Consider the following 26,077-nt stretch of genomic DNA (forward strand, 5'->3'; position numbering starts at 1 on the left):
AAACGCCAGCCGTGCGGCGCTACCGACCGTCGCCAATAGCCCGTTGGCCACCTGCGCGATGTCAACGGAGTACCTCAGGATGATGCCCGTCATCACCGCGGCCTGAACCAACTCCAGCGTGCCGACGATCACGCATAGCCGCGCATGCATCCGGTGATAGGCGCGCAGATCCGCATCGGCCCAGTGATGACGTGCCACCCAGCCCGGACGGATCAGGTCGATGATGACTTCGGTGAGTGGCCGTTTCGTCAGGCAGCTGCCGATATAGAACAAACCGAACAGCACCACCGGGACGACGTGGGTGAGCTGGGCCAGCTGCGGTGAACTGGTCAACAGTGCAACCACGAGCGTCGCGCCATGCATCAGCATGATGAATCCCGCGACGATGTCGAAGCGCTTGTCCCGTACGGCTGTGTAGATGACGCGCAACGCCGAGACCACCGCCGCGGCCATCAGTGCATGCAACTCCGAGGCGCCCAGCAGGCGCATCCCGTAGTACGTTCCCAAGCCGAGCGCGGCGCTGACCAAGGCGTGCCCGAGCGTGAATTTCCCTGCACCCTTACCCAACCCACTCACCACAGCGACGGTACCGACGCAATCTGAGAGAGTCTGAGAAAGTGGATCTACCGGCCGGAGAGGGCCCGTTCCTTGCGCCGCAGGTACATCCGGATGGCAACGACAACACCCACGATGAGTCCGCCCGTGGTGAGCATCGACACCACCGGGTTGACGGCCTGTACGACGTCGACGGAGAAGGTGTAGATGATCACCACCATCAGCGCGCAGAACAGCAGACTGAAGATCCCGCACCAGAAGCTGACATAGATATGCAGCCGGTGGTACGAGCGCTGATCCTCATCGGTCCAGCCCTGCTCCTCCGCTAGTTTCTCCACGCCGCCGGGCCATAGCTTGGTGACCAGCAGCTCCGTCAGCGGTTTACCGATGAGCGCGCTCACCAGGAAGTAGGTCGCCAGCAGCATGCCGGGCACCTCGTTGGTGACCTGCGACAAGCGCGGGTCGCGGGTCAACCACGCCATGATGAGACTGACCCCGAATATCGGCACCACCAGCAGCGAAACCGGGTCCAGAGCCCGCTTCCACGCCATCTTGACCAATGCCTGGGTGGCCGAGACCGCGGTGGCGGCCATGAGGGCGTGCAGTTCGGAGAATCCGGCCAGGCGCAGCCCGAAGTAGGCACACAGGGCGGGCCCGACGTTGAGCAATCCCTCGATCACGAGCTGGCGGGGCGAGATCCCGCTCTCGGTTTCGGACTGCTCGGTGGTCAGGGACACCGCGCGACTGTATCCGCTCGTCAGGCCGCGGGCGAGTCGTACGTCATGCGCTGCAGGTAACGCCGGATGACCACAATGATGCCGATGATCAGGCCCATTGTGGTGACCAGAGAAAAGATTTGGTTGACGGCCTGGGCGATATCCACCGAGAAGCTGTAAATAATGACGATCGAGATCGCCGCGAGCAGCAGGCTGATGACACCGCACCAGAAACTCACGTGGACATGCATCCGGTGATATGACCGGAAGTGGTTCTCGGTCCAATGGTGTTCGGCCGCGATCTCTTCGATGCGTCCGGGCCGGGCCTTCGCGATCATTAGCTCGGTGAGCGGCTTGCCGATCAGCGCGCTTCCGATGAAGAACAGCGAAAGCAAGATGCCAGGAATGGTGTTGGAGACCTGGGCCATGCGCGCATCGGAGGTCAGGAGTGCGATCACCAGGCTCAGCCCGAAGTTGAACATCAGAAAGCCGGACAGGACGTCGAACTTACGGTTCTTCACCACCTTGACGAGCACCTGGAGGCCGGAAACCACCGTGGCCGCAATCAACGCGTGAATCTCGGGCTGACCCAGCGCGCGCAGCGCGTAGTAGGTGCCCAACGATGGCCCGACACTGACCAGGACCTGTCGCAACACCTCACGCGCGGAGGACTTCTGGGTTTCGCCGGTCTGGTCGGGCACGGCGCGAGGCTACGCGATCAACCTGGGAATCCCGGGCTGGCGCGCAACACCGGCGCTCCACCGATTACTCCCGAAGCAGTCCCGGAAGGGAGTCGGCGAGCAGCCCCCGGGAGCCACGTTCGCCGTCGGCGTACGGAAACCGGAACTTTAGCGGGGATCACTCAAGTTTGTACGAGTGACGGCCGGTTGAGATTCCGGCCCTGTATGAGGAGAGAGCTATGAGCAATGTGGTGTGGACACGACGCAGCCCGTTCGCCGAGTTCGACGCGCTGGTACGCCAGTCCTTCGGCCCGGCAACCAGCTGGCCGAGCCCGGGTTTCATTCCGGCCGCCGAGGTCACGAAGGACGGGGATGACGCCCTGGTCCGTCTCGATCTTCCCGGCGTCGACGTCGACAAGGACGTCACGGTCGAGGTGGAGCGCGGCACGTTGGTGGTATCCGGTGAGCGTCGAGATGGGCGCGCCGCGCAGACCGGCGACGAGCCGCTTGCGCGGGGAGCATCCAACACAGGACGCGTGCTGCGTGAGGTCCGTTACGGCACGTTCCGGCGTACCTTCACCCTGCCAACCCATGTCACAGGTGACGCGATCTCGGCGAGCTACGACGCGGGCATCCTGACCATCAAGATCGCCGGCGCGTACGCCAGTGCAGAGGCGCAGAAGATCGAGATCACCAGGTAATCGGTAAATCGAGACGAGGGGCCCGCGCTATCCGGCGCGGGCTTCTCTCTTCTTCGCCTCACGAGCCAGCATTCGGTCGCGCTGTTCTTCGAACTTAACCACTTGGCACTTAAGGTCTTCCACGTACGCGGCGAGCTGCTCGCGTCGTTGTTCGCCCTTGGCGCTGAAATCATTGCGCTCGAAAATCTGCCACTTACGCAGATTCGGCGTCACAACCTCTTCGAGATGCTGACGCGGGTCGTAGATGCCGTGCTTGGCCATCAGCACGCCGTTACGGCGGAAGTTGGGCATGCCCTGCCCGGGCATCCGGAAGTTCTCGATCACCGCGGCAATGGCATCCAAGGCCTGATCGGGCACAAGATCCAGTGCGGCACTGCACATGTTGCGATAGAAGATCATGTGCAGGTTCTCGTCGGCGGCGACGCGCTGCAGCATCCGGTCCGCGACCGGGTCATCGCACACCTTGCCGGTGTTGCGGTGACTGACACGAGTCGCCAGTTCCTGCAACGTGGTGTACGCGACCGACAGCAGGAAATCGGTCTTATGTACTGACTCTTCTTCATCGGTGGTGTCGAAGCCTGCTGTCATGTGTTCCATGCGCGCGCGTTCCAATGCCACCGGGTCAACACCGCGCGTGACCACGAGGTAGTCGCGGATGACGATGCCGTGCCGGTTCTCCTCGGCAGTCCAGCGGCCCACCCAGGTACCCCAGGCACCGTCGAGACCGAAGTACTTGGCCGCCTGACGGTGATAGGACGGCAGGTTGTCCTCGGTAAGGAGGTTGGTGATCATCGCCGCCTTGGCGACCTCGCTTAGCTGCGACTGCTCCGGATCCCAATCTTCCCCGCCCATTTGCGCGAAATTGCGGCCCCGGTCCCAGGGAACGTAGTCATGCGGGTGCCACTCCGTGGTGACCGACAAATGCCGGTTGAGGTTAGCTTCAGCAATCGGTTCCAAATCGCTGAGCATCTCAAGGTCGGTCAGCTCTCTAGACATTTCACCTTGTCTTTCGCGTTGGAACCCCGAGCTCACGGACAGGGTAACTTAATCTGAGCAATGCCTGATGTGCTCGTCAGTCACGACTGATTGCCTGCAACGTCCGCCCCGACCGCACAACCGGACGGGCCACCATGCCTGTTTGGGCCCCACAACTGGGCAACGGCTTGCTACAGACCCGATATTCGAACCGGCTTCCCAGCACCCTAACCCGGTGAGAGCAACATCACTAATTCGGCCGTGTCGCGGCCCACTACCGAAAACGTGCGATCGCATGCGGTGGACCCGTGGCACCTTATGTCGATTTCAGGCCGGGGCCAGTGTCCAACATCGGAGCGAGGTAGTCGCGCGCGAAACCTTGAGCTTGTTCGGCGGTGTCGAGCTCTATCACGGTCTGCCGGGTGAGAATCAACGACAGTGCGATCCGCACATGCAGCTCGGCAACTGTGCGCAGATGCATCATGACCTGTGGCGAAACCGTTGCATCACCATAGATTTCGACTTTCCAGAGACTTGCGCAGAATTCCCGGAATGCCTCGACAAGCGGCCCGGCATCTGTCGTGAGAGCCGGCAGGATCGACTCAGGTTCGGTTTCCAACAACCTCCGCAGAAGCGGGTGGTCAAGAATGAATTCGACAGTATAAGAAGAGCTTTCGGCCATGCGATCGGCCAGCGTCATCGTGCGCCCCTCGATACGCGAGGCCACGCCGGCCATGTACTTACGCAATTCGGCGTACACGACCGCCTCAGTGAGGGCCTTCTTGTTCGGAAATCTCCGGTAGACCGTCGCGCGGCTCAGCCCAGCCCGCTTCGCCACGTCGTCGACCGTGGATCGGCGCCAGCCCGCCACCGCGATCTGTTCGGACGCGGCCGCCAGCACCCGCTCGGTGAGCTCGTCGAGGTCACCGGGTAGCTGCAGCGCCGCCGGATCGACCGAGGCCAGCGTAGTGAGCAGTGTGTCCTTAGTCACTTGCGTTACGCGCTCCCTTGTCACCCCACGGAGCTTCTGACAATACTGGAGAAACAAAGACATGTAAATTGTCTCAATGTCTTATGCCGAGGAGAGCGCATGTCGAGAGCTGCGTTTACTCGTTACATCCAGGACGTCTGCACCACCAGGGTTCAGCTTCTGGCCTTCCTGATGGCCGTGTGGTTCACCAGCAACGGACCTCTCGGTCTGATGATCAACCAGGACTTCCCGACGCATTCGACGCATTCGATGTACTCGATGTACTCGGCCTCCTTCTATGCGTTCGGGGTTATCCCCGTGGCGGTCAACGGATGGCACGCCCTCTTCCACCTCGCTACCGGTGTCGCCGGCCTCTTGGCCGTCCGCACGCGCATCGGCGCTATTCGCTATGCCGCCGCGACCGCGCTCATCTACTGGGGCATGACGGTGGTGTGCCTGGTGGGCGGCATGAGCGTATGCAGCGTGATGGCCGTCGACACCGTCGCTAACTGGGTTCATGGCGCCGAGGGCCTGATCCTGGCCTCCATCGCGGTGTACGGGGTCGTCGGTGGAGCCCGGCAGCCCGCTCGAGCGGTGCCGGCCCCCTAACGGCTCGGCCATTGGGCAGCGTCATCGAACCATCGGTAGTTTGGGTGATTCAACGACCAGTCGCGAGAGCCGCGCACGTCACGAAAGGTGCAGTGATGCGAACCGCAATGTGTCGCGCAGCGGCCGCGGCGGCCGCCTTCCTGGTGCTGTTCGGTGGGCACGGGCTGCAGTCGCCGCAGATGGCCCACGCGGAGAGCTGTGCCGATATCGACCTGTCTTTCGCGCGCGGCACCAATGAGCCTGCGGGCCTGGGCGATGTCGGCAAGCTGTTCACCGACGCCGTGAAGAAGCGACTCCAGGGCGCCAAGGGGATGAGCATCTCCACCTACGGCGTGGACTACCCCGCGAGCATCGACTTCCTTCAGGCCGGCAAGGGATCGGACGACCTGAGCAAGCACATCCAGAAAACCGCCGCCGACTGCCCGAAGATGAAGTTCGTGGTCGGCGGGTACGCGCAGGGCGCGGCGGTCGTGGATGTGCTGCTGGGGAACACCCCGCCGGGGACCTACGCCCTGACCAATCCTCTGCCCGCCGGACTCGAGCAGCGCATCGTCTCCATCGTTCTGTTCGGCGATCCCAAGAACATCCGGCCGCCCGGTGTAGACGCGAACCTAACGGTCCGCGAAGACCTGCTGCCCAAGGTGATTGACGTCTGCAACCCCGGAGACTTCTTCTGCGATCCGCAGGGCGGGGACATCATCTCGCACACCACCTACGCCAAGGACAAGCTCACCGACGGCGCGGCGGACACGGTGGTCCAGCGACTGGTCGCCGTCCTGGGAAACCGTTGCGTGAGCAGCGAATCATCCGACGCCTCCACAACCTGCTCCCCCAGCGCGTAACCGACGGCCCCCGCATCGGGGGTAGTCATTTCACCGGTTACCGCGTTCGCTCACGCCCCGACGCAGGACAATCGGACCACCCCAACCACGGCATTGCCTGGACTGTAGTCGCATGTGTACAGTCGTGGATGGCCAGAGTGTAGACGACCGACTACACCCGTGCGAGTGAAGGGGAAGCGCAGATGAGCGGCGATACTCGCGTGGTAGAGCCGGGCGAATACACGGCACCCGCACGCCCGCCGGAGATCACGGGCATTCCCTGCGCCGACGGGCACCCGCTGCCACCCGGTCCACTACCCGGGCGCCCCTATGCCCTGCCCGCCGATCTGCTTGTCGAAGAGCTCGGGCCGCTCTTCTATGCGGACTTCGGGGTTTCGCGTCGGCTCTACGCCTGCTCACTGGCCCTTGTCGAGGAGCTATGCGACGAGACCCGGTTCATCAAGGGCATTACCGATCGGCTGGACCGGTTCCGCCCGCTGGCGGGCGACGGGCTGTTCACCGCCTATCCGGGTGAGCCGAACTGGCAGACAGCCCACGATGTTCTGCTGCCCGGCTTCAGCTTTAGCGGCCTGCGCAACTACCACCCCGCCATGCTCGACATCAACCGTCAGCTGCTGGCCCGGTGGGACGGGAGCGCCGGCGAGCACCTCGTGGACGTGGCTGAAGATCTGGGCAAGCTCGCCATGGACACGGTCGGGCTGGCCGGGTTCGGGGCGAGGTTCGACTCCTACCAGCACGACGGCCTTGCCGCGGTTCCGGCGAGTTTCGCCGTTGCGCTACAACAACTACTGGCTCCGGGAGGCGGCAATCAGGATCTGTTCAGGGCCGAGCACGACAAGCTGCATACCTTCATCGATGAGCTCATCGCCCGGCAGGGCAACGGTGCCGACGAGCATGAGAACCTCCTCGGGCTCATGCTCGCGCCCGGTACCCCCGAGACTCCGGCGCTGGAGCTGAGCAGCGTTCATTCTCAGGTCCTGACGTTCTTGATCGCCGGGCAGGACACCACCTCCACGGTGATGCCGACCGCGCTCTACAGCCTGGTCAAAAACCCTGCCGTGCTCCACCGGGCGCAGGCCGAAGTTGACGCGCTATTCGGGCCGGGAGACGAACACACCCCGACGTTCGACGAGATCGGCAAGCTCCGCTACATCCGCCAGGTCGTGGACGAGACATTGAGGCTCTCACCTCCGGTCCGTGAATTCGACCGGATGGCCACGGAAGACACCCTGCTCGCGGGGCGCTACCCGGTGCAGAAGGGCGAGGTTGTCACCGTCCTCACCACCGCGCTGCACCGGCAGCCGCAATGGGGTGACAACGTGGAGATCTTCGACCCGGACCGGTTCTCACCGGAACAATCGGCCGGGCGGCCGGTGAACCTGTTCAAGCCCTTCGGCACCGGCGCCCGGTCCTGCATCGGGCGGCAGTTCGCGCTGCACGAGGCGACAATGGCCCTGGCAACGCTGGTACACCGATACCGCTTTATCGACGCCGAGCATTACCAGCTGCGCACTCACAGCGATCTCCTCCGGAAACCGGTCGGCTTTCGGATTGGCTTGGCGCGGCGCACTTCCCACGACCGCCAGCATGAGCGTGCCGCGACAACCGCCGTCACACCGCAGGAGACGCTGCAACCGGCGGCGGCCGCCGCACCGGGGTCGGCACTGACCGTCTTCCATGGGTCCAATCTCGGCACCTGTCGAGCACTGGCACATCAGCTGGCCGAGGAAGCCTCCGACCTTGGCTACCACACGACCGTCGCCCCCCTGAATGAAGCGACACGAGCCTTGCCCCGCGAGAGCGTCATGGTCGTGGTCGCCGCGTCCTACAACGGTCAACCGACTGACGACGCCCGTCAGTTTCTCGCGTGGCTCGAGAGCGCGGAGGCTCGCGCGGACAGCGGGCTGCGCTTCGCGGTATTGGGTGTCGGGGACCGGAACTGGGCTGAGACCTACCAGGCGGTGCCGAGGAAAATCGATGAGCGCCTCGCCGCGCTCGGTGGTACGTCGATTCTGCCCCGAGGTGAGGCAGACACTTCCGGCGATTTCGCGGGCAACGTCGAGTCCTTCTCGCAGGCCCTCTGGACTTCGTTGGGCGCAGTCGCCGGTGCGGATGCTCTTGACGGCCCCACCGAGGGGCCCCTCTACGAACTACGCGCCATCGACGGCCCGGTAACGGCGGCTCTCGACGCCCGGTTCGAGGTGATGCCGATGACCGTCCTGGAGAATCGGGAGTTGGTCAGCGCCAACAACGCACTGGGACAGGCCAAGCGGCTGGTACGCGTCGCATTGCCTGATGGCGTCGAATACCGCACCGGAGACCATCTCACAGTCCTCGCAGATAACCAGCCTGAAGTAGTGGACGCCGCCGGAGAACTGCTCGGCCTCATCCTGGATCGGCGTATCTCCGTCAATACCCGGCGTAACACCCGGCGGGCCATCGCGCTGGACCGCGAAGTAAGCGTGCGGGAACTGCTCACCCACTTCCTCGAACTACGCAAGCCGGCCACCCGAACGCAGCTGCTGCGGCTCGCGGCGGCCAATCCCTGCCCGCCGGAACGGTCCGCGCTGGCGGCGCTCGCCGAACATCCGGAGACCCGCTCGCTCGGTATCGCGGGCTGCCTCATGGAATTCCCCGCCACTAAGCTGTCCCGCGCCGAGCTGCTGGAGCTGTTCGAGCCGATGACACCGCGGCACTACTCCATAGCCTCCTCGGCACGGCAGAGTCCGGGGATTGTCGAGCTGGTGGTCAGCGTGCTCGACGCTCCGGCCCGATCCGGGTACGGGGATTTCCAGGGAGTGGCATCCAACTACCTCGCCAACGTCACACCGGGACAACAAATCCGGGCACGCGTCGACCAGGCGCGGCAAGCATTCCGCGCCGGGGCCGACCCCTCCCGAAATGTCATCCTGGTCAGCGCCGGTACCGGTGTGGCACCGTTCCGGGGATTTGTCGGTGACCGGCTGGCCGCGCAGAGCGCTGGTGAGCCCTTTGCCCCAGCACTCTGCTTCTTCGGCGTCCGGCACCCGGAAGTGGACTACCTCTTCCGGGACGAGTTCGCGGCAGCCGAACAATCAGGTGTAGTCCAGATGCGCCCGGCGTTCTCCCGCGCCGCCGAGAACGGTGTCAAGTACGTGCAAGACCGGATCGCCGCCGACGCGCGCGACATCTGGGATCTGCTGGGCGACCCGGCCAAGCAGACGCACGTCTATGTCTGCGGCGATGGCGGCAAGATGGCCCCCGCCGTTCGCGATGCCTTCTTGCAGATCTACCGGGAACACACCGGCGCCAACGAGTCCCAGGCCCGGGACTGGCTCATCGAGCTCGTCGAGGCCGACCGCTATGTCGAGGATGTCTGGACGGAGTGAGGCCTACTACGGCCAACCCTGCCCTCCATTCCGTTGCCTGCGGTCAAGTGGGAGAGTAACCCGATGCGTAGACGCACCTTCCTTCGTTCCGGTTCCTTGGCCCTGCCGGCCGCAGCACTGGGCCTGACCGCCGCCGGGAGCGCTACGGCCGACGTTCGCCCCACCGGGTCGATTACGTACCCGTTCAGCACCATTGACATACCTGCGAAAAGCGCGCCCTGGAATCTGCAAACGAGCCGCGCCGTCCTGCTGGTCCACGACATGCAGCACTACTTCGTGAAGGCCTATACGCCGCAAGCTGATCCCATCGCGACCGTACTGAAGAACATCAAGAGCCTGCTCGACACCGCACATGCCCACGATGTGCCGGTGCTCTACTCCGCGCAGCCGGGGGGCATGACACCGGAACAGCGTGGGCTCTTCGGCCAGCTCTACGGACCCGGCATGCCAGACGATGACGCCGAGCGGGCGATTGTCGATCCCATCGGGCCGGCGGCGACGGATACCGTTCTGACGAAATGGAAGTACAGCGAGTTCTTCCGCTCTGAACTGTTAGAGATTCTGCGCAATGCCAACCGGGATCAGCTGATCATCGTCGGCGTCTACGCCTTCTCGGGGATCACCGCGACATCCACCGATGCGGTCCAGAACGACATCCAGGCATTCATCGTCTCCGATGCCGTGGCGGACTACACCTCCACGGGGCACAACCAGGCGCTTGCCTGGTGTGCGGAGCGCACCGCGCGAATACTGAACACCCGGTCAGCGCTAGCGGCACTGGATAATTCGTAACAGTTGACGGCACGACATAAGGCCGCCCGCATCACACACGGGCGGCCTTATGTCTTGTGCTTAGACCAGCGCGGGCACCGTGGCCAGCGCCTGGGCGACGCCCGAGACGATCGCCGCGATCTTGAGCGCCTCGAGTATCTGCTCGCGGGTCAGTCCAGCCTCGCGCAGCACCTTCTCATGTGATCCGACGCAGAAGTGACAGCCGTTGATGGTCGATACCGCGAAGGACCACAGCTCAAACTCCGCCTTGTCGACGCCGGGGTTACCGATGATGTTCATCCGCAGACCCGGGCGCAGATCGTCATAGGCGCCATCGAGGAAGCCCCGCCCGCGGTAGAACACGTTGGTCATCGCCATGATCGAGGCGGCACCGAGCGCGGCGTCGAGTGCCTCGGGCGACAGGACGGTCGCGGCCTCTTCGCGAATCTCCTTGAACACCTGCTCGTTGCGGGTGGCCGCCGCTGTCGCGACGAGAGTGCCCCACAGCTGAGCCGGTGAGAGTACGGTGCCACGGGCGACCGTGCCCAAGTTGAGCTTGAGATCCTTGGCGTACTCGGGCAGCGCCTCTTTCAGGTTGTCAACACCCATGTCAGACGCCCGCGCTCATCAGCTCGCCCGCGTCAATCGTCGGGTCGCCCTTGCGCCAGTTGCAGGCGCACAGCTCATCGGACTGCAGTGCGTCGAGCACGCGGAGCACCTCGTCGACGTTACGGCCCACCGAACCCGCTGTGACGGAGACGAACTGGATGATGTTGTCGGGGTCGACGATGAAGGTCGCGCGGTCGGCGACACCATCAGAGTTCAGCACGCCGGACGCCTCGGCCAGCTCGCGCTTGAGATCGCTGAGGATCGGGAACGGCAGGGTCTTGAGGTCCTCGTGCTGTGCCCGCCACTGGAAGTGCACGAACTCGTTATCCACCGATGCGCCCAGAACCTGGGTGTCGCGATCGGCGAACTCGTCGTTCAGACGGCCGAAGGCGGCGATCTCGGTGGGGCACACGAAGGTGAAGTCCTTCGGCCAGAAGAAGATCACACGCCACTTGCCGGGGTGGTCGTCGCTGGTGACGGTGGTGAAGTAGTCGTCCGGCTGCTGGGCGTTCACCTTCGACAGATCGCCGCCGATGACCGCAGTCAGGTTGTAGGCCGGGAATTCATCGCCGATGGTCCGCAGAGTCACGATTCTCCTTCACGTATTCGCTGAATGCTTACTGGCACCATCGTGCCGGAAATCTTTCAAAAACAAAACGTGATTGTTGGCACTATATTGATAGGTATGTCCGATCGTAGTTATCAGCCGACAGTGGTCGGCCTGCGCGCCTTTGTGGCTATCGCCCGTAAACGCCACTTCGGCAGCGCTGCGGCCGAGCTTGGAGTCAGTCAACCCTCGCTCTCGCAGGCCCTGTCCATGCTCGAAGAGGGGCTGGGCGTGCGGCTCGTCGAACGCAACACCCGCAAGGTGTTGCTCACCCCCGAAGGGGAGACATTGCTGGAAAGGGCCACCGCGGCACTGGATGCGGTCGACGAATTTACCGCTGCCGCAAGCGGCGTGCGCGATCCCTTCGCGCAAACCCTGCGACTCGGCCTGATCCCCACCGTGGCTCCTTATGTGCTGCCGATGGTGCTCAGCGGCCTGTCCCGCGAGTTCCCGGAGATGTCCCTGCGGGTCACCGAGGACCAGACCGTACGGCTCTTGCGATCCCTGGCCGACGGGTCACTGGACGTCGCAGTCATGGCATTGCCAGCGCAAACTCCCGGTATGGCGGAGATTCCCATGTACCGGGAGGACTTTGTGTTGGCACTGCCGACAGGACATCCGCTCGCCGGAAGCCATGCGGTCGATCCTGCGGTGCTCGCTGAGATGCCGCTGCTTTTGCTGGATGAGGGACATTGCCTGCGCGATCAAGCCCTGGAGGTATGCCAACTCGCCGGGGTGCGACCCGATCTCGGCCACACCCGCGCGGCCTCACTGGCCACCGCGGTGCAATGCGTCGAGGGCGGCCTTGGGGTCACCCTCATCCCGGGCACCGCCGTCACCGCCGAGACCGCGAGTGGTGGACTGGCCACCGCCACCTTCGCGGCGCCGATCCCGGGGCGGCGGATCGGGCTGGTGTATCGCGCGATCAGTGGCCGCGAGGATGCCTACCGAAAACTGGCCGAGCTGTTGACCCGCCTTGTCGCGGCGGTACACCCGGTCTCGGCGGAGGCCGCCTAACGCCAGCGCGCGAGGATCTCCTCGGCCCGCGTCGACAGCGCGCGCTGCAGGAAGGGACCGAAACTGATCCGCCCCACCCCGAGAGGCCCGAACGACGCCGGGTCGTCCACATCGGGCACCGCGATCGCGTTCACTGGAAGCGGAAGCTCGGATGTCAAGCGCCGCTGCACCTCAGGAGCGTGACGGCCCACCGGGTACAGCGAATCGGCACCGGCCTCGGCGGCCAGGGTGAGACGCGCGATGGCCCGATCCACGCGATCCGACTCGTCCCCTATCTGACGCAAGAGGATGTCGGTACGTGCATTGATCACCACCGGTACGCCCGCCGTGTCGGCCGCAACACGAAGTGCACCAACAAGATCGGCGTGTTCCTGCGGCTCACGGATCCGGCCGCCCTCGCTGTGCACCGAGTCCTCGATGTTCAGACCGACCGCGCCCGCTTCGATCAGTCCCTCGATGAGTCGCCGGGGTGTCTGCGCATAGCCCGACTCGATGTCCACCGACACCGGCAGATCGACAGCGGCGGTGATCTGCGAGACCCGGTCCAGCACGTCCTCGTAGGACATCCCCTCCGCATCGGGCTTGCCTACCGAATCGGCAAGCGGATGCGAACCCACTGTCAGCGCGGCGAAACCGGCATCCGCCGCGAGCCGCGCGGACCACGCATCCCACACCGTCGGCAGAAATACCGGATCGCCCGGCACGTGAAGTGACTTCAGCAGGGTGGCCTTGGCGGCGAGGTCGTTGGTCATGCCTACATCCAACCCTGCCCCATGCGGATTTACTCCACCGATGCGCCCGCGGAACCACGGCGTGCCATGAGACGCGCGACCGCGTCGTGCATGTGCTCCTCAATGAGCCGATAGGCGGCGGGCGCGTCACCTGCCCCGATCGCCGCGCAGAGCACCTCGTGTTCCCGCACCTGCTCCCGCAGGTCCGGGTAGGTGCCCTGCAACTCGCCCAGCAGCATCCGCGTCTCCAGCAGCAGCGTGCGCATCGCCCGGCGCAATCGCGGGCTTCCCGAGCAGTCGACCAGCACCTCGTGAAAGTCCTGATCGGCGTCGGTCACGGCGACGATATCGCCTCGAGTGGCGGCCTCCGTCATCACCGCCACCGGCACGAGCAGCCGCCGGTAGGCGGTGACGGTATCGCCGGACATGATGCACTCCAAGGCCGCTCGCTCGATGGCGGCCCGCGACCGGTAGACGTCGAGGACATCTTCGTCGGTCAGCTCGATGACGAAGATGCCGCGGTTACGCTCGCTGCGCAGCAGGCCCTCCGACACCAAGCGCTGCATGGCTTCGCGCAGCGGTCCGCGGGACACCGCGAATTGCGCCGCCAGCGAGGACTCCCCCAACTGAGCACCCGGTGGCAGGACCCCGCGCATGATCGCGATCCGCAGCCGCTCCGCGATCAGCTCGGCTGTCGATTGCCGCTCCAGCGGAGCGAACTCCTCAGGTACCAGCGTGGTCATTGTCGTCTCCTGAAAAGCCGGCCCAAATGCGGAGCCGTGCCCGCCTCGGGCACCTCGTCGATTAATCGCAAACCTTCCCACACCGTCACCTGATTTGCCGTCAATACCGCCTTGTCCAGCCGCGATTCGAGCCGCTCGACGTGTGCGATGGTGTGCATGGCGGTGTCGGGGATCAGCAGCGCCTGGGCATCGGGGTGGTCATTGGCAGCCGCCAGCTCGTCGACCTGGTCCGCCGTGAGACGGCCCACTTCGGCAGCGGTATCGATGCCCGCCTCCCCCATCGCCACCACCTCTATATCGTGGGCGGCCAGGAAGGCAACAAACAGCTCGGCGATATCGCGCGGATAGCTCGCCGCCACCGCCACCTTCGAAACTCCGAGTGCGGCAGCGGCATTGACGAAAGCGAAGGACGTGCTGGACGCCGGGGTGCCGCTGCGCTCCGACAGGCCCGCTACCTGATCTGCCGCGCCCTGCGGGCCGTACACGAAGCTGCCCGAGGTGCACGCCCATACGACAGCACCCGGGTCGTGCGGGCGCAGCAGCCGCGCGCCCTCCGCAAGCCTCTCCGAACCGCCCAGATCGAGCAGCTCGGGAACCGCGTGCAAGTCCGTGCCGTAGATGTGCACGACGGGAAAGTTCATATCCAGCTGACGCGCCACCAGCGGATAGTCCGATTCGGCAGCGTGGTCCGGGTAGATGAACCCCACCGTTGGACGCGTATTACTCACTCGAACCTCCTCCGAAGACATCGCGGAGCCACCTGCCGGGCCCCATCATGGGAAGACTCATCCGGTCAAGACAGGCCCAGATGGTCAGTTGGTTGGCCGTCAGCACCGGCTTACCGAGCAGGCGCTCCAACGGGTCGATCACGTCATAGGTGCGCAGATTGGTGCAACTGACGAAGATCGCCTCGGCATCGTCGGTATCGGCGGCCAGGATCCGCTCGGCGACGGTGCGGTAGTTGACCTTCCAGATGCCCCCGCCCAGGCCCAAATGGTCGGTGCGCACCACCGTGACGCCCAACTCCCCCAAGAACTTCGCAAGCAGTTCGGTCAGCTCGGCGTCGTACGGAGTGATGACGCTGATTCGGTTGATGTTCAGCGCGGTCACCGCCTCGGCCAACGCCCCCGAGGTGGTGACGGCCGACTTGGCTCCGGCCGCCATGATGGCCTCAACCAGTTCCCGCTCATGCTCGACGCCACGGATGAAGCTTCCCGAAGTACACAGGTATGCAACGACTTCCGGCTCTACATGCAACACGTCGCGGGTGGCCGCCTGCAGGTGACCGGTGTTGGACACCAGCTCCGCCATGGCCCGGCTCACCGGCACCGGCTCGTATGGCGTGCGGGCGAGATGTAGAGACACCTCAGCAGGAATCCACCGCCACAGCTCACGCTCCAGCGCGAGATCAAAGGGGGCGATGACGCCGATGCCTCGCTGATCGGCCGACTCCGCGAAGTCGGGAAGTGACGAAAGATCCACCGGCAGGGCCTAACACTCGCAGCATCGCTTCGCGCCTGAGCCAGAGCTGATCATCACTCAGATTGTTGACAATCATACGATATCTCCCTACGGTGTCAACGTGAGTGCCCGCCGGATTGTCGCGGATGAGCCGCTTGCGCGAAGACCAGTAATAGTGGTGCAGCACGCCGCCGCGGTTCCAGACCGTCTCGGCCCCATCGCTGAGATCGCCGAGCTACGACTGGTGGAATCGGGCCGACTCGCCACGGCACTGCCGGGAGCCGAAATTCTTTTCGTCTACGACTTCCGTTCCCCTGCACTACGTGAAAACTGGTATGCCGCAGACTCTCTGCGCTGGATACAGATCGCCTCTACGGGCGTCGATCCTGTGCTCTTCGGCGAGCTTGTCACGAGCGACGTCGTGCTTACGAATTCACGCGGCATCTTCGAACGCCCCATCGCCGAATACGTGCTTGCGCAGATCCTGGCCTTCGCCAAGGACATTCGCCGATCCACCCACGCGCAAGCTGCGCTGAGCTGGCGGCACTTCGAATCAGAGCCCATTGAGGGCGTCCCCGTCGCGGTGCTCGGGACCGGTCCGATAGGGCAGGCCATTGCCACACTGTTAACCGCCGTCGGCATGCGGGTCACGGTGCTCGGCCGGGCCGAGTCTGCTGACTTGGCCTCGCACGTCGGCGATGTCGAGTATCTGGTGCTCGCGGCGCCGTTGACGGCACGGACGACGGGAGTCGTCAACGCGCGTGTCCTATCGGCCATGCGGCCCACCGCTCGTCTGATCAATGTGGGTCGCGGTGAACTGGTGGGAACCTGGGATCTGGTGTCCGCACTGCATCGGGGGTCCATCGCCGGTGCCGCGCTGGACGTCACCGATCCCGAACCGCTGCCCATTGGGCATCCGTTGTGGCACACACCGAATACGCATATCACTCCGCACAACAGTGGCGACGTCCACGGCTGGTCCGATCGGCTACAGGACCAATTCGTCGCCAACGTCGAGCGCTACCTCCGGGACGAGAAACTTCTGAACATCGTCGATAAGGACAGGATGCACGGCAATGCATGAACCGACCGACCCCACCGAGATGACGGCGCTGGAGCTGGTGGCCGCCTATACCTCGGGTGAGCTTTCGCCGGTAGAGGCGACGGCGGCGGTGCTGTCCCGGATAGCCCAAACCGACAGTGCCATCAATGCGTACTGCCTCGTCGACGAGGAAGCGGCACTGGCGGCCGCCACCAAATCCGAAGAACGCTGGCGCGGCCACTACACCCGCGGGCTGCTCGACGGTGTGCCGATCTCTATCAAGGACGTCTTCCTGACCCGAAACTGGCCCACCTTGCGCGGCTCCGGACTGGTAGATGCCGCCGGCCCATGGGAGGTGGACTGCCCTGCCGTCCAGCGCATCCGGGCCGACGGCATGGTCATGGTCGGTAAGACCACCACGCCCGAGCTCGCCTGGAAGGGGGTCACCGACAGCCGACAGCGGGGAATCACCCACAACCCGGCCGACCCGCGCCGCACTGCTGGCGGGTCCTCGGGCGGCAGCGCCGCCGCGGTGGCCGCGGGCATGGCTCCGATGTCGATTGGCACCGACGGCGGAGGCAGCATTCGGATACCCGCCAGCTTCTGCGGGGTCGTCGGATTCAAACCGACCCATGGCCGGGTCCCGATGTATCCGATCAGCCCCTTTGGCCCACTGGCCCATGGCGGTCCGATCACCCGAACAGTCGAAGACGCCGCGCTGCTGATGGACATCATCAGTCTGCCGGACCACCGCGATCCCACCTCGCTGTCGCCCACGCTTACCACCTACCGCTCACAGGTGTACCGGGATATGACCGGTCTGGACATCGCGTACTCGCCCACACTGGGATACGTCGACGTCGATCCCGAGGTGGCCGCCCTGGTGGAGAAGGCGGTGAACGCTCTCGACGAGGCCGGGATGCCCGTGACCCACGCCGATCCGGGATTCACCGATCCTATCGATGCCTTCGAAACACTTTGGGCCGCGGGAGCAGCCGCCAGCCTGAACACCTACGGCGCCCGCACCGAGGTACGCGACGGCATCGATCCTGGGCTGGCGCAGATGTGGGATACCGGCGCCGGGGCCTCTGCCACCGAATATCTGGCGGCGCGCAACACCTGCGTGCAATTGGGTATCGCCATGGGCGGTTTCCACGAGGTGCACAACGTCCTCATCACCCCGACCGTGCCGATCCCCGCCTTCTCGCTGGGCGCTGACGTTCCCCCGGACTCCGGGATGCGATGGTGGGCCCAATGGACACCATTCACTTACCCGTTCAACATGACTCAACAGCCGGCGCTCTCTATCCCGGTGGGTAAGACCGCACAGGGGCTGCCGGTCGGCATGCAGATCATCGGCCCGCGCCACAGCGACGATCTGGTGCTGGCGGTGGGCCATTTCGCCGAGCGGGTGCTCGCGGGCTAGGAACAGGCTAGGCCCGCGCGAAGGCCAGTTGCTCGCCCTGAACCCCGGTAAGCCACAGGTCCTGGCAGGCCGCCGCGATATCGGCCAGACCCTCCTCGATGGTCGCGAAGACATTTCCGGGCACCCAACCGGCATCACCGTTGATCAGGAGATTGTTCCGGCCGTAGAAGATCGCCAGATCGGTGGCGCCTTGCGCTGAATGCGCTTCCGACCCCGGCTCGTATCCGTACGCGGGATTACCGATCTCCCACGGTTCGAAACCGAAGAAGCACACGTCGCCGGGGATGGGGGTAATGGTCGGGTTCTCGCGGCCCGGTGCGGGAAGCAAGGGTGGCAGCAGGGTGTACACCTCATTGCGTGCGTACTTGGCGTGATAGGCCTGACCGACGACCGGCAATGAATTCCACACCGTGTCGCAGGTTCTCGGTGCCTCGGCGTCCAGGAGCCGCGCACGACAGGTGATGTCTCGCTTGGTCAGCGTGATCGAGATATAGCGGTCCATCACAGCCCTGCCAATACGGTGCTCCAGATGCCGAGTGCATCGGATATCTGGTCGGCCGTCACCACCAACGGCGGAATCATGCGCACCACATTCATGTGCGGTCCGCACATCAGCAGGAGCAGTCCGTTCTCGGCGGCGGCAGCCTGCGCGCGGGCGGCCAGCTGCGGCGCGGGACGGCCATCCTGACTGAACTCCACACCAACCATCAAACCCAGACCGCGCACGTCGCCGTCAATACCCCTCTCGGCCGCTATCTTTCGCGCACCATCGAGAAGTTCCCTGCCCCGCACCCGCGAGTTCTCGACGAGCCGTTCTTCGTCGATCACGTCGAGGGTGGCCACCGCTGCCGCACATGCGACGGCGTTGGCGCCGTAGGTACCCCCTTGTGAGCCGGGCCAGGCGCGCCCCATCAACTCTGCAGATGCCGCGATACCCGAGATGGGGAAACCGCTGGCAATGCCCTTGGCCATCACCAAGATATCCGGCGTTACGCCGAAATGCTGATGCCCGAAATACTCTCCGGTGCGACCGAATCCGGTCTGGACCTCGTCGAGCACCAACAGGATGCCGTGCTCGCGGGCGCGCTCGGCAACGCCGACGAGGAACTCGGTGTTGGCGGGGATGTACCCGCCTTCTCCGAGCACCGGTTCGATGACCATCGCCGCCACCTGATTCGGTGCCGTCGCGGTGGCGAACAGGTAGTCGAGCTCTTGCAACGCGAACCGGGTGGCCTCGGCCTCGCTCCAGCCGTATCGATACGCCGTCGGGAACGGCGCGGTGTACACACCTGCCATCAAAGGCCCGATTCCCGAGGAGAATCGCGGTCCCGATGTCGTCATGGTTGCGGCGGCCAGCGTGCGTCCATGAAATCCACCCTGAAAGACAACGATATTCGGGCGACCGGTGGCCTGCCGCGCCAGCCGCACAGAGGACTCGATGGCCTCACTGCCGGAATTTGCGAAGAACAACGAGTCCAGATCCGCAGGCAGCACGTCGCCAAGGCGGCGCACCAGGTTCTGCAGCGGACGGTGCATCACGGTGGTGTATTGCCCGTGGATCAGCGTGGCCACCTGCCGTTGTGCGGCCTCTACCACGCGCGGGTGGCAGTGACCGGTGCTCACGACGCCGATACCTGCGGTGAAATCCAGGTATTCACAGTCACTTTCGTCGTACAGATAACAACCCTGGCCTCGCGCTGCCACCACCGAGGTGGCCTGCTTGAGCACGGGCGATAACGCGGTTGCGGATGAGCCGCTGGCGCGAAGACCCACAGTCACGGCGCCCCTTCCCTTGATACATCCAGAACTATTGTCGATTGTTGACAATCTCCCTAGCATGGTGGCATGCATCCCGGCGCAGTGTCTACCCCCCTGCCCACCGAGACCGCGGTGATCGCCGCCGCACTCGCCCAGCAGGTCGGCCACGGCCCCACCTTCCCCGTCGTCGACCCGGCCACCGAGGAAGTGCTCGCCGATGTCGCCGACATGGATGGCCCCGCGGCCCTCGCCGCATTGGGCAATGCCGTTGCCATACAACGCTCCTGGGCCTCGACGTCACCGCAGCAGCGATCCGATGTGCTGATGCGCGCATACACGCTGATGATCGAGAGCTCCGAGGACCTGGCCCTGTTGATGACCCTGGAGATGGGCAAGCCCCTGGCCGAGTCACGCGGTGAGGTCGCCTACGCGGCGGAGTTCTTCCGCTGGTTCGCCGGCGAGGCGGTGCGCCTGGACGGGGGCGTGATGCTGGCACCCGACGGCGGATCACGGTTAATCGTGACGCACCGACCGGTGGGCCCGTGCCTACTGATCACTCCGTGGAACTTCCCGTTGGCCATGGGGACACGAAAGATCGGTCCCGCACTGGCCGCGGGCTGCACCTGCTTGGTCAAACCCGCAGAGCAGACACCACTGTCGATGCTGGCCCTGCTCGGGATCCTGCGCCGGGCCGGAGTTCCCGATGGGGTGGTCTCCGTCATCACCACCGCCGACCCCGGATCGGCTATGGCTCCCCTGCTGGCCGATCCCCGGATCCGCAAGCTCTCGTTCACCGGATCTACCGAGGTCGGTCGCCACCTCCTCGCGCAGTGCGCCCCCACCGTCAAGCGCACCTCCATGGAGCTGGGCGGAAACGCACCCTTCATCGTGTTCGACGATGCCGATCCCGAAGAGGCCGCCGCCGGCGCGCTGATCGCGAAGATGCGCAACATCGGGCAGGCCTGCACCGCCGCCAACAGGATCTACGTACAGCGCGCTATCGCGGGGCCGTTCACCGACGCACTCACCGAACGACTGGCCGCGTTGCGCATGGGGCGCGGTACCGAACCAGGGGTGGACGTGGGTCCACTGATAGACCCCGACGCCGTGGCCAAGGCCGACCGGCTGGTCAAGGACGCCCAGAATCGGGGAGCCACCGTGCGATTGGGAGGCGAGGCGCCCGGCAGCAGCGGCTACTTCTATCCCCCGTCGGTGCTGACCGACGTGCCCGATGACAGCGACATGATGCGCACCGAGATCTTCGCACCGGTTGCCGCGATAGCGAGCTTCGACACTGAGGAGGAAGTGATCGCCCGCGCCAATGACTCCGAATTCGGCTTGGTGGCATACCTATACACCAATGACACCCGCCGCGGATGGCGCGTGTCGGAGGCACTGGAGACCGGCATGGTGGGCCTGAATCGGCCCGTCGTGTCAACTCCCGCAGCGCCATTTGGCGGCGTCAAACAATCCGGAATCGGGCGCGAAGGCGGTTTCGCGGGCATCGAAGAGTTCCTGGAGACCAAGTACATCGGTGCGGCCGTATGAGCGCCCGGATGAGAGTAGCGACCATTCCGGGTGACGGGATCGGCGTCGATGTGACCCGGGAGGCGGTCAAGGTGATGGACGCCGCCACCGGCGGACGCATCGAATGGACCGAATTCGACTACTCCTGCGAGAGATACGCCAAGACCGGCGCCATGATGCCCGTCGACGCGCCCGCCATATTGTCCGGGTTCGACGCGATTCTGCTTGGCGCCGTGGGGTATCCGGGCGTACCGGATGACGTGTCGCTATGGGGCCTGCTGATTCCGTTGCGGCGGGCCTTCAACCAGTACGTGAACCTGCGGCCCGTCCGCTTGCTGCCCGGGCTCGCTTCACCTCTTGCCGGAGTGTCCGCGGATGCCCTGTCCATGGTGATCGTCCGCGAGAACTCCGAGGGCGAATATTCCACCATCGGCGGTGTGCACAATCGCGGCAGTCAGCACGAATTCGCGCTACAAGAATCGGTTTTCACCCGCCTTGGATGTGAACGGATCATCCGATACGCGTTTGAGCTGGCCGCCTCGACAGGACTGCGGGTCTGTTCGGCGACGAAGTCCAACGGCATCATTCATTCAATGCCGTACTGGGACAGCATCTTCAATCAGATTGCGGCCGAGTATCCGCAGATACCGTCCATGTCGATGCATGTCGACGCCCTCGCCGCACGCATGATCAGCGACCCGGGAAGCCTGGACGTCATCGTCGCTTCCAACCTCTTCGGCGACATCCTGTCCGACTTGGCGGCGGCCATCACCGGTGGACTCGGACTCGCGGCGTCGGGAAACATCAACCCGGAGCGCACGGCCATCTCCATGTTCGAGTCGGTACATGGCTCCGCGCCCGATATCGCCGGACAGGGCATCGCCAACCCCGTCGCGCAGATACTCGCCGGGGCAATGCTCCTGGATCACCTCAGCGAAACCGGCGCGGCGAACAAGATCCGCCGTGCCGTCGACCAGGTACTGGCGGAAGGCCGGGTCCGTACCCCCGATCTGGGCGGTACCGCCACCACCGAACAGCTCGGCACAGCAATTGCAGAATCCGCTCGGTGATCGTGAATTAACCAAAGACATCAGTGACTTGTGTCACCTCCCGTTCGGCTGTCCTGGCAAGATGGGTGTCGTAGCCTGTGATCCACGACACCTTCAGCCCAAGGAGTCCGATGTCGACGAAGACGGAGCTCACCGAGCTCAACCAAGCACTTGGCAGCCTGCGCCGCTGTGTCCATTCCCTGGAGTCTCGGTACGGCGACCTGCCGGCCGTGCGCCGCATCGTCAATGACGTGGAGCGGCTGGATATCGACGCCGCCGACCTGGACCTCTCACCGCATGAACACCGCCATGCCAGCAACGAGAAGATCCAGATCCCCGACACCGAATACGACCGGGAGTTCTGGGGCGATATCGACGACGAAGGAGTTGGTGGCTACAGATGAGCCAAGCCACCGGGGTCTTCTCGCCTTCGCGTGCCCAGATTCAGCAGCGCACGCTACGCACCGACAAGTGGTGGCTAGCACCATTACTCACCAACCTCGGCCTGGCGACCTTCGTCATCTATGCCACCGTGCGGGCATTTTGGGGTAGCGCGTACTGGGTACCGCAGTATCACTACCTGACGCCGTTCTATTCGCCATGCGTCAGCACCGCCTGCGCCCCCGGGGCCAGTCACTTTGGGCATTGGGTGGGCGATCTGCCCTGGTTCATTCCCATGGCATTCATCTCACTGCCATTCCTTTTGGCCTTCCGGCTGACCTGCTACTACTACCGCAAGGCCTACTACCGATCGGTCTGGCAATCGCCCACCGCCTGCGCCGTCGCGGAGCCACACGCAAAGTACTCCGGCGAGACCAAGCTGCCGCTGATCATGCAGAACCTTCACCGGTACTTCTTCTACGCCGCGGCGCTCATCTCGATTGTCAACACCTACGACGCCATCGTCGCCTTCCATTCGGAGGAGACCGGCGGCTTCGGATTCGGCCTAGGCAACGTGATCTTGGTGACCAACGTCGTCCTGCTATGGGTGTACACGGTGTCATGCCACTCCTGCCGGCACGTCACCGGCGGGCGGCTCAAGCATTTCTCCAAACACCCTGTCCGATATTGGATCTGGACACAGGTCAGCAAGCTCAACACCAGGCACATGCTGTTCGCCTGGATCACGCTGTGCACGCTGATTCTCACCGACCTGTACGTCATGCTGGTAGCCAGCGGCACCATCTCTGATCTGAGATTCGTTGGTTAGCAACCACATCCATTCGCAACCAAATGGGGTTAATTAATGGCTGAACTCGAACGGCACCAATACGACGTCGTCGTGATCGGTGCCGGTGGCGCCGGCCTGCGTGCCGTCATCGAGGCCCGTGAACAGGGGTTCAAGGTCGCGGTGATCTGTAAGTCTCTGTTCGGCAAGGCACATACCGTGATGGCCGAAGGCGGCTGTGCGGCCTCGATGGGTAACGCCAACGACAAGGACAGCTGGCAGATTCACTTCGGCGACACCATGCGCGGCGGCAAGTTCCTGAACAACTGGCGGATGGCGGAGTTGCACGCCAAGGAGGCTCCAGACCGGGTCTGGGAGCTGGAAACCTATGGCGCGTTGTTCGACCGCACCAAGGACGGCCGGATCAGCCAGCGCAACTTCGGCGGCCACACCTATCCGCGGCTGGCACACGTCGGTGACCGCACCGGCCTGGAGATCATCCGCACCATGCAGCAGAAGATCGTCTCGCTGCAGCAGGAGGACTTCGCCGAAACCGGTGACTACGAGGCCCGTATCAAGATTTTCGCCGAGTGCACTGTCACCGACTTACTCTTGGACAGCAGCGATGGCGGATCCAGAATCTCGGGCGCATTCGCGTACTGGCGCGAATCGGGACGGTTCATCCTCTTCGAAGCTCCCGCAGTGGTTTTGGCCACGGGCGGTATCGGTAAGTCATTCAAAGTGTCATCGAACTCCTGGGAGTACACCGGCGACGGGCATGCCCTGGCGCTGCGCGCCGGAGGAACGCTGATCAACATGGAGTTCATTCAGTTTCACCCGACCGGCATGGTCTGGCCGCCCTCGGTCAAGGGCATCTTGGTCACCGAAGGTGTGCGCGGTGATGGTGGAGTACTCAAGAACTCCGAGGGCAAGCGGTTCATGTTCGACTACATCCCCGCGGTATTCAAGGGGCAGTACGCAGAGACCGAGGAAGAAGCCGATCAATGGCTCAAGGACAACGACTCGGCGCGGCGCACCCCCGATCTGCTGCCCCGCGATGAGGTCGCCCGGGCCATCAACTCTGAAGTCAAGGCAGGCCGTGGCACTCCGCACGGAGGCGTCTACCTCGACATCGCTTCGCGCATCCCCACCGAGGAGATCAAGAGGCGGCTGCCGTCGATGTACCACCAGTTCAAAGAACTGGCCGAGGTAGACATCACCGAAGACGACATGGAAGTAGGGCCTACCTGCCACTACGTGATGGGGGGTATCGAGGTCGATCCCGATTCCGGCGCCGCGACGGTGCCGGGCCTCTTCGCCGCAGGCGAATGCTCCGGGGGCATGCACGGATCAAATCGGTTGGGCGGCAACTCCCTATCGGACTTGCTCGTGTTCGGGCGGCGTGCCGGGCTGGGCGCCGCGGAATACGTCAAGGGGCTCGCATCTCGTCCACAGATCTCCGAGTCCGACGTCGACAAGGCCGCCGTCCTTGCTTTGGCACCCTTCGGCGACCCCGCGGCCGAGGGTGCCGAGAATCCCTACACCCTGCACACCGACTTGCAGCAGGCGATGAACGACCTGGTCGGCATCATCCGCAAGGAGGAAGAGGTCGAGCAGGCCCTGGTCAAGCTGAACGAGCTCAAGGAACGCTTCAAACGCGTTGCGGTAGAGGGACATCGACAGTTCAACCCGGGATGGCACCTGGCGATCGACATGCGCAACATGCTGCTGGTCAGCGAATGCGTGGCCAAGGCGGCCCTGCTGCGCACCGAGAGCCGCGGCGGACACACCCGCGACGATCACCCGAACATGGATGCCACCTGGCGCAAGACGCTCCTGGTGTGCAGCACGACCGGAGGAGATCCGGCCGTTCCCGACGTGCTTGTCACCCCGGAACCACAGCTCCCATTGCGCCCAGATCTTTTGGAACTGTTCGAGATCGGCGAGCTGGAGAAGTACTTCACACCGGAAGAACTGGCAGAACATTCGGGAAGGAAATCCTGACGTGAGCTACGACGCACAACTCCGGGTCTGGCGAGGCGATGACGACGGCGGTGAGCTCGTCGATTACACCGTCCCGGTGAGCGAGGGCGAGGTGGTGCTCGACATCATCCATCGCATCCAAGCCACCCAGGCCTCAGACCTGGCGGTGCGCTGGAACTGCAAGGCCGGCAAGTGCGGGTCCTGCTCGGCGGAGATCAACGGCCGTCCACGGCTGATGTGCATGACCCGGATGTCGACTTTCGATGAGTCCGACACCATCACCGTGACCCCCTTGCGCGCCTTCCCGGTGATTCGCGACCTGGTCACCGACGTGTCGTTCAACTACCAAAAGGCCAGGGAAGTCCAATCATTCACCCCGCCGAAAGACTTGAAACCCGGCGAGTACCGGATGCAGCAGGAGGACGTGGAACGGTCACAAGAGTTCCGCAAATGCATCGAATGCTTCCTCTGCCAGAACACCTGCCACGCGGTGCGCGACCATGAGGAGAACAAGAAAGCCTTCGCCGGCCCGCGCTATCTCATGCGCGTGGCCGAGCTGGAGATGCACCCACTGGACGTCGCCGACCGTCGTGAGGTGGCACAGGAAGAACTTGGCCTTGGCTACTGCAACATCACCAAGTGCTGCACCGAGGTGTGCCCGGAAGGCATCCACATCACCGATAACGCGCTGATCCCGATGAAGGAACGCGTTGCCGACCGCAAGTACGACCCGATTGTCTGGTTGGGCAATAAGTTGTTCCGTCGTTAG

Annotated in this window: 26 protein-coding genes and 1 pseudogene; 14 read left to right on the top strand and 13 right to left on the bottom strand. The window is 64.1% G+C overall.

Going from position 1 to position 26,077, the window contains the following annotated elements:
* Positions 1-18: 18 nt before the first annotated feature.
* From B4394_RS25730 to B4394_RS12710, 3 genes and pseudogenes are all read right to left on the bottom strand, one after another.
* Positions 19-579: pseudogene (locus B4394_RS25730) on the bottom strand (VC0807 family protein); the annotation flags it as partial.
* A gap of 44 nt (positions 580-623) precedes the next feature.
* On the bottom strand, positions 624-1,292 hold the full coding sequence (locus tag B4394_RS12705; RefSeq protein ID WP_078307243.1) for a VC0807 family protein: 669 nt from the start codon (positions 1,290-1,292) through the stop codon (positions 624-626).
* Positions 1,293-1,312: 20 nt separating this feature from the next.
* Positions 1,313-1,972, bottom strand: a complete 660-nt coding sequence (locus B4394_RS12710; RefSeq protein WP_078315229.1) for a VC0807 family protein — start codon at positions 1,970-1,972, stop codon at positions 1,313-1,315.
* Between the two features lie 218 nt (positions 1,973-2,190).
* Here B4394_RS12710 and B4394_RS12715 point away from each other — a divergent pair, with 218 nt between their 5' ends.
* Positions 2,191-2,652 carry an Hsp20/alpha crystallin family protein gene (locus B4394_RS12715; RefSeq protein WP_078307239.1) on the top strand — a complete coding sequence of 154 codons (462 nt, stop codon included), beginning with the start codon at positions 2,191-2,193 and terminating at the stop codon, positions 2,650-2,652.
* A 27-nt stretch (positions 2,653-2,679) separates the two neighbouring features.
* Here B4394_RS12715 and B4394_RS12720 read toward each other — a convergent pair whose 3' ends face one another.
* Positions 2,680-3,648, bottom strand: coding sequence for an acyl-ACP desaturase (locus B4394_RS12720; protein ID WP_078307237.1), 969 nt, complete (start codon positions 3,646-3,648; stop codon positions 2,680-2,682).
* 295 nt (positions 3,649-3,943) lie between these two features.
* The gene (locus B4394_RS12725; protein ID WP_078307235.1) at positions 3,944-4,618 is read right to left on the bottom strand and encodes a TetR/AcrR family transcriptional regulator; all 675 of its coding nucleotides are present in this window, start codon (positions 4,616-4,618) and stop codon (positions 3,944-3,946) included.
* Positions 4,619-4,717: 99 nt separating this feature from the next.
* On the opposite strand from B4394_RS12725, the gene B4394_RS12730 reads away from it, so the two are divergent.
* From B4394_RS12730 to B4394_RS12745, 4 genes are all read left to right on the top strand, one after another.
* Complete coding sequence (locus B4394_RS12730) at positions 4,718-5,206, top strand: DUF4383 domain-containing protein (protein WP_078315230.1); 489 nt, start codon at positions 4,718-4,720, stop codon at positions 5,204-5,206.
* A gap of 95 nt (positions 5,207-5,301) precedes the next feature.
* Complete coding sequence (locus B4394_RS12735) at positions 5,302-6,048, top strand: cutinase family protein (protein WP_078307231.1); 747 nt, start codon at positions 5,302-5,304, stop codon at positions 6,046-6,048.
* Positions 6,049-6,230: 182 nt separating this feature from the next.
* Entirely contained in the window at positions 6,231-9,416 is a 3,186-nt protein-coding gene (locus tag B4394_RS12740; RefSeq protein ID WP_078315231.1) for a bifunctional cytochrome P450/NADPH--P450 reductase, read from the top strand.
* Positions 9,417-9,479: 63 nt separating this feature from the next.
* On the top strand, positions 9,480-10,208 hold the full coding sequence (locus B4394_RS12745; RefSeq protein ID WP_078315232.1) for an isochorismatase family protein: 729 nt from the start codon (positions 9,480-9,482) through the stop codon (positions 10,206-10,208).
* A gap of 60 nt (positions 10,209-10,268) precedes the next feature.
* Here the strand turns inward: B4394_RS12745 and B4394_RS12750 are convergent, their stop codons facing one another.
* On the bottom strand, positions 10,269-10,796 hold the full coding sequence (locus B4394_RS12750) for an alkyl hydroperoxide reductase (protein ID WP_078307219.1): 528 nt from the start codon (positions 10,794-10,796) through the stop codon (positions 10,269-10,271).
* A 1-nt stretch (position 10,797) separates the two neighbouring features.
* Positions 10,798-11,385: a peroxiredoxin gene (locus tag B4394_RS12755; RefSeq protein ID WP_046255069.1), complete on the bottom strand. Its 588-nt coding sequence runs from the start codon at positions 11,383-11,385 to the stop codon at positions 10,798-10,800.
* A gap of 96 nt (positions 11,386-11,481) precedes the next feature.
* Between B4394_RS12755 and B4394_RS12760 the strand changes: the two genes are divergently transcribed.
* Positions 11,482-12,420 carry a hydrogen peroxide-inducible genes activator gene (locus B4394_RS12760; protein WP_078307218.1) on the top strand — a complete coding sequence of 313 codons (939 nt, stop codon included), beginning with the start codon at positions 11,482-11,484 and terminating at the stop codon, positions 12,418-12,420.
* Here the strand turns inward: B4394_RS12760 and B4394_RS12765 are convergent.
* From B4394_RS12765 to B4394_RS12780, 4 genes are read right to left on the bottom strand one after another with little or no spacing between them, the layout of a single operon-like run.
* On the bottom strand, positions 12,417-13,172 hold the full coding sequence (locus B4394_RS12765; protein ID WP_078307216.1) for an isocitrate lyase/PEP mutase family protein: 756 nt from the start codon (positions 13,170-13,172) through the stop codon (positions 12,417-12,419). The two genes, B4394_RS12760 and B4394_RS12765, sit on opposite strands and share 4 nt — an antisense overlap.
* Before the next feature lie 29 nt (positions 13,173-13,201).
* Positions 13,202-13,894, bottom strand: a complete 693-nt coding sequence (locus B4394_RS12770) for a GntR family transcriptional regulator (protein ID WP_078307213.1) — start codon at positions 13,892-13,894, stop codon at positions 13,202-13,204.
* On the bottom strand, positions 13,891-14,622 hold the full coding sequence (locus B4394_RS12775; RefSeq protein ID WP_078307212.1) for a maleate cis-trans isomerase family protein: 732 nt from the start codon (positions 14,620-14,622) through the stop codon (positions 13,891-13,893). The genes B4394_RS12770 and B4394_RS12775 overlap by 4 nt, the downstream gene beginning before the upstream one ends.
* A complete protein-coding gene (locus tag B4394_RS12780; RefSeq protein ID WP_078307211.1) occupies positions 14,615-15,376 on the bottom strand; it encodes a maleate cis-trans isomerase family protein in 762 nt (253 codons plus the stop codon). The genes B4394_RS12775 and B4394_RS12780 overlap by 8 nt, the downstream gene beginning before the upstream one ends.
* Before the next feature lie 100 nt (positions 15,377-15,476).
* Here B4394_RS12780 and B4394_RS12785 point away from each other — a divergent pair, with 100 nt between their 5' ends.
* On the top strand, positions 15,477-16,439 hold the full coding sequence (locus B4394_RS12785) for a D-2-hydroxyacid dehydrogenase (RefSeq protein ID WP_286142052.1): 963 nt from the start codon (positions 15,477-15,479) through the stop codon (positions 16,437-16,439).
* Positions 16,432-17,823 carry an amidase gene (locus B4394_RS12790; protein WP_078315233.1) on the top strand — a complete coding sequence of 464 codons (1,392 nt, stop codon included), beginning with the start codon at positions 16,432-16,434 and terminating at the stop codon, positions 17,821-17,823. Before B4394_RS12785 ends, B4394_RS12790 begins: the two co-directional genes overlap by 8 nt.
* 7 nt (positions 17,824-17,830) lie before the next feature.
* Here the strand turns inward: B4394_RS12790 and B4394_RS12795 are convergent, their stop codons facing one another.
* Positions 17,831-18,325, bottom strand: a complete 495-nt coding sequence (locus tag B4394_RS12795; RefSeq protein ID WP_078307208.1) for a DUF3830 family protein — start codon at positions 18,323-18,325, stop codon at positions 17,831-17,833.
* Positions 18,325-19,602 carry an aspartate aminotransferase family protein gene (locus B4394_RS12800; RefSeq protein WP_078315234.1) on the bottom strand — a complete coding sequence of 426 codons (1,278 nt, stop codon included), beginning with the start codon at positions 19,600-19,602 and terminating at the stop codon, positions 18,325-18,327. The genes B4394_RS12795 and B4394_RS12800 overlap by 1 nt, the downstream gene beginning before the upstream one ends.
* A gap of 66 nt (positions 19,603-19,668) precedes the next feature.
* Here B4394_RS12800 and B4394_RS12805 point away from each other — a divergent pair, with 66 nt between their 5' ends.
* The 6 genes from B4394_RS12805 (at position 19,669) to B4394_RS12830 (ending at position 26,077) form a co-directional block, all read left to right on the top strand.
* Positions 19,669-21,129, top strand: a complete 1,461-nt coding sequence (locus B4394_RS12805) for an NAD-dependent succinate-semialdehyde dehydrogenase (RefSeq protein WP_078315235.1) — start codon at positions 19,669-19,671, stop codon at positions 21,127-21,129.
* Positions 21,126-22,178: an isocitrate/isopropylmalate dehydrogenase family protein gene (locus B4394_RS12810; protein ID WP_078315236.1), complete on the top strand. Its 1,053-nt coding sequence runs from the start codon at positions 21,126-21,128 to the stop codon at positions 22,176-22,178. Before B4394_RS12805 ends, B4394_RS12810 begins: the two co-directional genes overlap by 4 nt.
* A gap of 110 nt (positions 22,179-22,288) precedes the next feature.
* Complete coding sequence (locus tag B4394_RS12815; protein ID WP_070938077.1) at positions 22,289-22,561, top strand: Rv0250c family protein; 273 nt, start codon at positions 22,289-22,291, stop codon at positions 22,559-22,561.
* Positions 22,558-23,367, top strand: a complete 810-nt coding sequence (sdhC, locus tag B4394_RS12820; RefSeq protein WP_078307199.1) for a succinate dehydrogenase subunit SdhC — start codon at positions 22,558-22,560, stop codon at positions 23,365-23,367. Before B4394_RS12815 ends, sdhC begins: the two co-directional genes overlap by 4 nt.
* A gap of 36 nt (positions 23,368-23,403) precedes the next feature.
* A complete protein-coding gene (locus B4394_RS12825) occupies positions 23,404-25,329 on the top strand; it encodes a fumarate reductase/succinate dehydrogenase flavoprotein subunit (protein WP_078315237.1) in 1,926 nt (641 codons plus the stop codon).
* 1 nt (position 25,330) lies between these two features.
* On the top strand, positions 25,331-26,077 hold the full coding sequence (locus tag B4394_RS12830) for a succinate dehydrogenase/fumarate reductase iron-sulfur subunit (protein WP_078307195.1): 747 nt from the start codon (positions 25,331-25,333) through the stop codon (positions 26,075-26,077).

Origin of the sequence: Mycobacterium sp. D16Q16 (assembly GCF_002013745.1) — a bacterium.
In the GTDB taxonomy this organism is placed as follows: domain Bacteria; phylum Actinomycetota; class Actinomycetes; order Mycobacteriales; family Mycobacteriaceae; genus Mycobacterium.